Raw genomic sequence first — 6,171 nt, 5'->3', positions numbered from 1 at the left:
GGGTCCCCCGGCGGCCGGGTCCGGCCGGGTCGACCGGCCGGACATCAGAAGTCGACGGGAACCACGTCGATCGGAGCGTCCTCGTCGGACTCCGCCTCGATCTCCGCGATTTCCGCGCCCGCCCCGATGTTGAGCTTGTCGAGGATCTTCCGCTCGATCTCGTCCCGCACCGACGGGTTGTCCTTGAGGTACCGGCGGGCGTTCTCCTTGCCCTGGCCGAGCTGGTCCTGACCGTAAGTGAACCAGGAGCCGGACTTCTTGATGAAGCCGTTGTCCACGCCCATGTCGATGAGCGAGCCCTCGCGGCTGATGCCCTCGCCGTACAGGATGTCGAACTCGGCGATCTTGAACGGCGGTGCGACCTTGTTCTTGACGACCTTGACCTTGGTGCGGTTACCGACCGCGTCGGCGCCGTCCTTGAGGGTCTCGATGCGGCGAACGTCAAGACGGACGGACGCGTAGAACTTGAGGGCCTTACCGCCGGTGGTGGTCTCCGGTGAACCGAACATCACACCGATCTTCTCTCGCAGCTGGTTGATGAAGATCGCGGTGGTGCCGGTGTTGTGCAGCGCGCCGGTCATCTTGCGCAGCGCCTGGCTCATGAGCCGGGCTTGCAGACCGACGTGGCTGTCGCCCATCTCCCCCTCGATTTCCGCACGAGGCACCAGCGCCGCGACGGAGTCGATCACGAGGATGTCGATCGCGCCGGACTTGACCAGCATGTCCGCGATCTCCAGCGCCTGCTCACCGGTGTCGGGCTGCGAGACGATGAGGTTGTCCGTGTCCACACCCAGCTTGCGGGCGTACTCCGGGTCGAGCGCGTGCTCCGCGTCGATGAACGCCGCGATGCCTCCGGCCGCTTGGGCGTTGGCCACGGCGTGCAACGCCACCGTGGTCTTACCCGAGGACTCCGGGCCGTAGATCTCCACGACGCGACCCCGGGGGAAGCCGCCCACGCCCAGCGCCACGTCGAGCGACAGTGCACCCGACGGGATGACCTGGACCGGCGGCCGGGTGTCATCGCCCAGCCGCATGACGGAGCCCTTGCCGTAGGCCTTGTCGATCTGCGCCAGAGCCAGCTCCAGCGCCTGCTCGCGGTTCTGGGCGGCTCCGGGCTTGCTCGAGCCCGCCTTAGCCTTGCCTGCCATCTCATGCTCCGTTCTCGGTCCGACCCCCCGGCGCCCGGCCGGTCGGTCTGTGTGGTCTTCACTCGCGGACGTTAGCGTCCGGGTACGACACCAACCTCTCGCGCCGGACCCGGCGACCTGCCCCTGTGGAGGAGGCACGCCCTGTGGATCCCTGTGGACGGTGGACCCGCCAACACGTGCATTCGAGTGTAGCCGAACGGGTGTTCGAGGTCGAGGGACACGCCCCGCGGATCCGCCTAGCGCAGATGCTCGGGCACCTCGAACTCGTCGCACAGTGCGAGCCACACGCGCTTGACGGACTCCCCCGCGTCGATTGCCTCGCGTGCGGTCCTACCGCCGCACGACGCCAGGTGGTGCGAGCGCACCAGATGGTCGGCGCGCAGCGTACCGAACGCCTCGACCGTGCGTGCCTGGAACTCGGTCAGCGTCACGTCTCACCCTCCCCTGCGGACGACAACGGGCCGCCGGCACGCTCGCCGACGGCCCGTTGCCCAGAAATCACTGCTGTTCGGTTTGCGCCTGCTGCTGCTGCTGCGGCGGGGTGGCCGGCTGGGACTGGCCCTGGCCGATCTGACCGGCGGCACCGGAGCCCTGGCCGAGCTGGCCGCCCTCGGCCTTCATCGACGCCCGGATCTGCTCGAGGCGGCTGTGACCGGCCATCTGGGTCGACGCCTGCTCGACCTCGAGCATCCGGCCCTGCACGGAGTTCTGCGCGAGCTCGGCGGAGCCGAGGGCGTTGGCGTAGCGACGCTCGATCTTGTCGCGGACCTGGTCGAGGTTCGGGGTGTTGCCGCCCGACGACAGCTCCGACATCGACTGCAGGGAGGCGCTGACCTGTTCCTGCATCTTGGCCTGCTCGAGCTGGCTGAGCAGTTTGGTGCGCTCGGCGACCTTCTGTTGCAGAACCATGGCGTTCTGCTCGACGGCCTTCTTGGCCTGCGCGGCGGCCTGGAGCGACTGGTCGTGAAGACCCTTGAGATCCTCGACGTTCTGCTCGGCGGTCACGAGCTGCGCGGCGAACGCCTCCGCGGCGTTCTCGTACTCGGTGGCCTTCTGCATGTCGCCGTTGTTGCGCGCCTGCTCGGACATCTGCAGCGCCTGGCGGGTCGACCCCTGGAGCTTCTCGATGTCCGCGAGCTGCCGGTTGAGCTTCATCTCCAGCTGACGCTGGTTGCCGATCACCGCCGCGGCCTGCTGCGAGAGCTGCTGGTGCTGGCGCTGCGCGTCGGCGATCGCCTGCTGGATCTGAACCTTGGGGTCAGCATTCTCGTCGATCTTCGAATCGAACAACGCCATGAGGTAGCGCCATGCCTTGGTGAACGGATTGGCCATCGCTGCGTAGTGTCCTTCTGCCGATTCGGACGACGGGTCTGTTCCACGGTACCGAACGACGCCCGTGTGCGACCACCGGGCGACGCGGCGGCACTGTCAGGCCGCGAGTACGGGTTCCGCGAGGGTCCCGGGAGGCGAGACCTCGAGCGCGGCGCGGATGAGGATCTCGCCCAGGGATACGTCGAGCGCCCCCGAGATGGAGGCGAGGAGCTCGCTCGAGGCCTCCTTGCGGCCGCGTTCGATCTCGGAGAGATAGCCCGGGCTGACCCGCGCGGCGTCGGCCACGTCACGCAGGGTCCGACCCGTCTCCCCGCGAAGCCCGCGCAGGACGGTACCGAGGGTCTCGCGCAGCAGCGGAGTCGCTCCGGGCTGGTCCGGTCGGGGCAGTGTGGTCATCTGGATGTTCGGCATCACTCGGTACAACGCGTCAGTTCCCGGATTCGTTCCCGTCGCCGTCGTCGCCCCCCGTATCCCCACCGGCCGCGGCGACGACCAGCGCCAACGCCGACTCGCAGGCCGCGCGGCGGATCGCGGACCGGCCGCCCGACAGGGACAGCGGCACCGACCACGCCGCGCGGTCCGGGGTCGTCAGGCCCACGTACACGGTGCCCACCGGTCTGCACTCCTGGGTGTCGGGCCCGGCGACGCCGGTCAGTCCCACGCCCACCTCCGCCCCGCAGCGTCGTGCCGCGCCCGTGGCGAGGGCGCGTGCGGTCTCCGGGGACACCGCGCCGTGGCGCTCGAGGACGTCGGTGGGCACATCGGCGAGCTCGTGCTTGAGGGCGGTCGCGTAGACGACCAGTCCCCCGCGCAGCACGGCACTCGCGCCAGGAACCTCGGCGACGGTCGCGGCGAGCAACCCGGCGGTGAGGGACTCGGCAGTGCCCAGCGTCCACCCGCGGTCGCGGAGCGCGGCGACGGCCGCCGCGGCGGCCGGTGACGGTGGGGCGGTGTCCGGCGACGGCGGTACGGCGTCCATACCGGTCTCAGCTCCGCACGAGCGCGGCCCGCCTGGCCTTGACCAGGTAGTCCACGCCCGTGTACACGGTCAGCGCCACGGCGATGCCCATGACGACCCACTCGGCGGGCCACACCCAGTGCGGCAGCGGCAGGATGAGCATTCCCACGCCGAGGGTCTGGGTCACGGTCTTGAGTTTGCCGCCCTTGCTGGCGGCCACCACGTAGTCGACGCCGAACAGGCGCCAGAGCGTGATACCCACCTCGCGGACGAGGATCACGACGGTCACCGCCCAGAACAGCTCGCCCACGAGGGACAGCGAGATGAGTGCGGCGGAGATGAGCGCCTTGTCCGCGATCGGGTCGGCGATCTTGCCGAAGTCGGTCACCAGGCCGAGCCGCCGCGCGAGGTAGCCGTCCACGTAGTCGGTGAGCATGGCCACGGCGAAGACGACGAACGCGCCCACCCGCCACCACGGCTCCTGGGCGCCCGCGACGAAGAACATCACGACGAAGACGGGCACGAGGAGGATCCGCAGCACGGTGAGGACGTTCGCGATGTTGAGGACGGGGACGTCGGCGGCGGGTCGCCCGTCCTCGCGCGTGGAAGCAGTCACCCCCACACCTTAGCGAGACCCCGGGGAATACCCTTGGCCCCGGGCGCACCCCCGCCCGTCACCGCCGACCCCCGAGGGAGAGCCACCCATGCCGCTGTTCGCCGTCACCTACCGCTACGAGGCCGCCCAGAGCGAGGAGCGCGAGGCCAACAAACCCGCCCACCGTGAGTGGCTGGACGCGCAGGTCACCGCCGGCGCCATCCGGTCCGTGGGACCGTTCGTCGACGGTTCAGGCGCGTTGCTGCTCGTGGAGGCCGACGACGACGAGGCCGCGCGCTCCCTCGTGAACGACGACCCCCACTGCCTACGCGGGATGGTCTCGGAGATCACGGTGCGGGAGTGGAGGCCCGTCTTCGGCGCCTTCTCCTGACCGCTATCCGACCGGCGTCTCGGCCGGCGCGTCGAGTTCGGCGGGCTGCTCGCCGGGATCGTCCTCGGGCGGGGTCCCGCCCTTGATCATCCACAGCACCGACGCCAGCTCCTCGGGCTTGACCAGGACCTCGCGCGCCTTGGACCCCTCCGAGGGGCCCACGATGTCGCGGGACTCCATGAGATCCATGAGGCGGCCCGCCTTGGCGAACCCCACGCGCAACTTGCGCTGGAGCATCGAGGTGGAGCCGAACTGGCTCGAGACCACGAGCTCGACCGCGGCGAGCAGGTCGTCGAGGTCGTCCCCGATGTCGGAGTCGATGTCCTTCTTGCCGTCGTCCTTCGCGGCGGTGATGGACTCGTCGTACTCCGGCTCGGCCTGGTTCTTGGCGTAGTCGACGACCTCGTGGATCTCCTCGTCGGTGATGAACGCGCCCTGCATACGGATGGGGCGGGAGGCGCCCATCGGGATGAACAGGCCGTCACCCATACCGATGAGCTTCTCGGCGCCCGCCTGGTCGAGGATGACGCGCGAGTCCGTCAGTGACGAGGTGGCGAACGCCAGCCGCGACGGCACGTTCGTCTTGATCAGGCCGGTGACCACGTCGACCGACGGCCGCTGCGTGGCCAGCACGAGGTGGATGCCGGCGGCGCGCGCCTTCTGGGTGATGCGGACGATCGCGTCCTCGATGTCGCGCGGTGCGGTCATCATGAGGTCGGCGAGCTCGTCGACGACGGCCACGATGTACGGGTACGGGCGGTAGACCCGCTCGCTGCCGGGCGGCGCGGTGATGGCCCCGGACTTCACGCGCTCGTTGAAGTCGGTGATGTGCCGTACCCGCGTGGACTTCATGTCCTGATAGCGCTGCTCCATTTCCTCCACGAGCCACGCCAGGGCCGCGGCCGCCTTCTTGGGCTGCGTGATGATCGGCGTGATGAGGTGCGGGATGCCCTCGTACGGCGTGAGCTCGACCATCTTGGGGTCGATGAGGATGAGACGGACCTCGTCCGGGGTGGCGCGCGTGAGCAGCGACACGAGCATCGAGTTGACGAAGCTCGACTTACCGGAGCCGGTCGAGCCGGCGACCAGCAGGTGCGGCATCTTGGCGAGGTCGGCAGTGACGAAGTCGCCCTCGATGTCCTTGCCCAGACCGATGAGCATGGGGTTGTGCTTGCTCGCGGTCTTGGGGTCGGTGAGGACGTCGGCGAGCCGGACGAGTTCGCGGTCGAGGTTGGGCACTTCGATACCGACGGCGGACTTGCCGGGGATCGGCGCGAGCAGTCGCACGTTGTCCGTCGCCACCGCGTACGCGATGTTGCGGTGCAGTGCGGTGATCTTCTCGACCTTGACGCCCGGTCCGAGCTCCACCTCGTAGCGGGTGACCGTCGGGCCGCGGGTGAAACCGGTGACGGCGGCGTCGATCTTGAACTGCTCGAGAACGCCCTGGATGGCCTCGATCATCTGGTCGTTGGACTCGCTCCGCGCCTTGGGCGGGTCGCCGGCGGTGAGCAGGCTGACCGGCGGCAGCGCGTAGTCGATGCCGCTGAGGAGCTGGGTCTGCGAGGAGAGCCGCTCCGTGTCGCTCTCGGCGGCCGTGTGCGTCGACGGCGTGTTGGTCTGCGGCACGGCCGAGGTGTCCACCGCGGGCGTCACCGGGGCGGGCGCGGACGCACGGGCCGCGGGCGTGGGTGCGGAGGTCCGCGGTGATGCCACTCGGGTGGGGGCCTCCTCCGCCGCGGCACGGGCC

8 protein-coding genes are annotated in these 6,171 nt (G+C 69.5%); 1 reads left to right on the top strand and 7 read right to left on the bottom strand.

The features are described from left to right. Positions 1-44 precede the first annotated feature (44 nt). The 6 genes from recA to pgsA form a co-directional block, all read right to left on the bottom strand. On the bottom strand, positions 45-1,148 hold the full coding sequence (recA, locus tag HMPREF3086_RS06950; protein ID WP_007627535.1) for a recombinase RecA: 1,104 nt from the start codon (positions 1,146-1,148) through the stop codon (positions 45-47). 236 nt (positions 1,149-1,384) lie between these two features. Next, positions 1,385-1,579 (bottom strand): DUF3046 domain-containing protein, encoded by a 195-nt coding sequence (locus HMPREF3086_RS06945; protein WP_070720976.1) that lies wholly within the window; start codon positions 1,577-1,579, stop codon positions 1,385-1,387. 67 nt (positions 1,580-1,646) lie between these two features. Continuing rightward, positions 1,647-2,480: a PspA/IM30 family protein gene (locus tag HMPREF3086_RS06940; protein ID WP_070720973.1), complete on the bottom strand. Its 834-nt coding sequence runs from the start codon at positions 2,478-2,480 to the stop codon at positions 1,647-1,649. 96 nt (positions 2,481-2,576) lie between these two features. After that, entirely contained in the window at positions 2,577-2,876 is a 300-nt protein-coding gene (locus HMPREF3086_RS06935; protein ID WP_371412126.1) for a helix-turn-helix domain-containing protein, read from the bottom strand. Positions 2,877-2,907: 31 nt separating this feature from the next. Then, complete coding sequence (locus HMPREF3086_RS06930; protein WP_061227725.1) at positions 2,908-3,459, bottom strand: nicotinamide-nucleotide amidohydrolase family protein; 552 nt, start codon at positions 3,457-3,459, stop codon at positions 2,908-2,910. A gap of 7 nt (positions 3,460-3,466) precedes the next feature. Continuing rightward, positions 3,467-4,054 (bottom strand): CDP-diacylglycerol--glycerol-3-phosphate 3-phosphatidyltransferase, encoded by a 588-nt coding sequence (gene pgsA, locus HMPREF3086_RS06925; RefSeq protein ID WP_061227726.1) that lies wholly within the window; start codon positions 4,052-4,054, stop codon positions 3,467-3,469. A gap of 88 nt (positions 4,055-4,142) precedes the next feature. Here pgsA and HMPREF3086_RS06920 point away from each other — a divergent pair, with 88 nt between their 5' ends. After that, entirely contained in the window at positions 4,143-4,424 is a 282-nt protein-coding gene (locus HMPREF3086_RS06920) for a YciI family protein (RefSeq protein ID WP_061227727.1), read from the top strand. Between the two features lie 3 nt (positions 4,425-4,427). Here the strand turns inward: HMPREF3086_RS06920 and HMPREF3086_RS06915 are convergent. Then, on the bottom strand, positions 4,428-6,171 hold a 1,744-nt coding region (locus HMPREF3086_RS06915; RefSeq protein ID WP_246830928.1), incomplete at its 5' end, for a DNA translocase FtsK.

This window comes from Dietzia sp. HMSC21D01 (genome assembly GCF_001815995.1).
Taxonomy (GTDB): Bacteria; Actinomycetota; Actinomycetes; order Mycobacteriales; family Mycobacteriaceae; genus Dietzia; species Dietzia cinnamea.
Note: the sequence above shows the minus strand (reverse complement) of the source record. Positions and strands in the feature narration are given on the sequence as shown.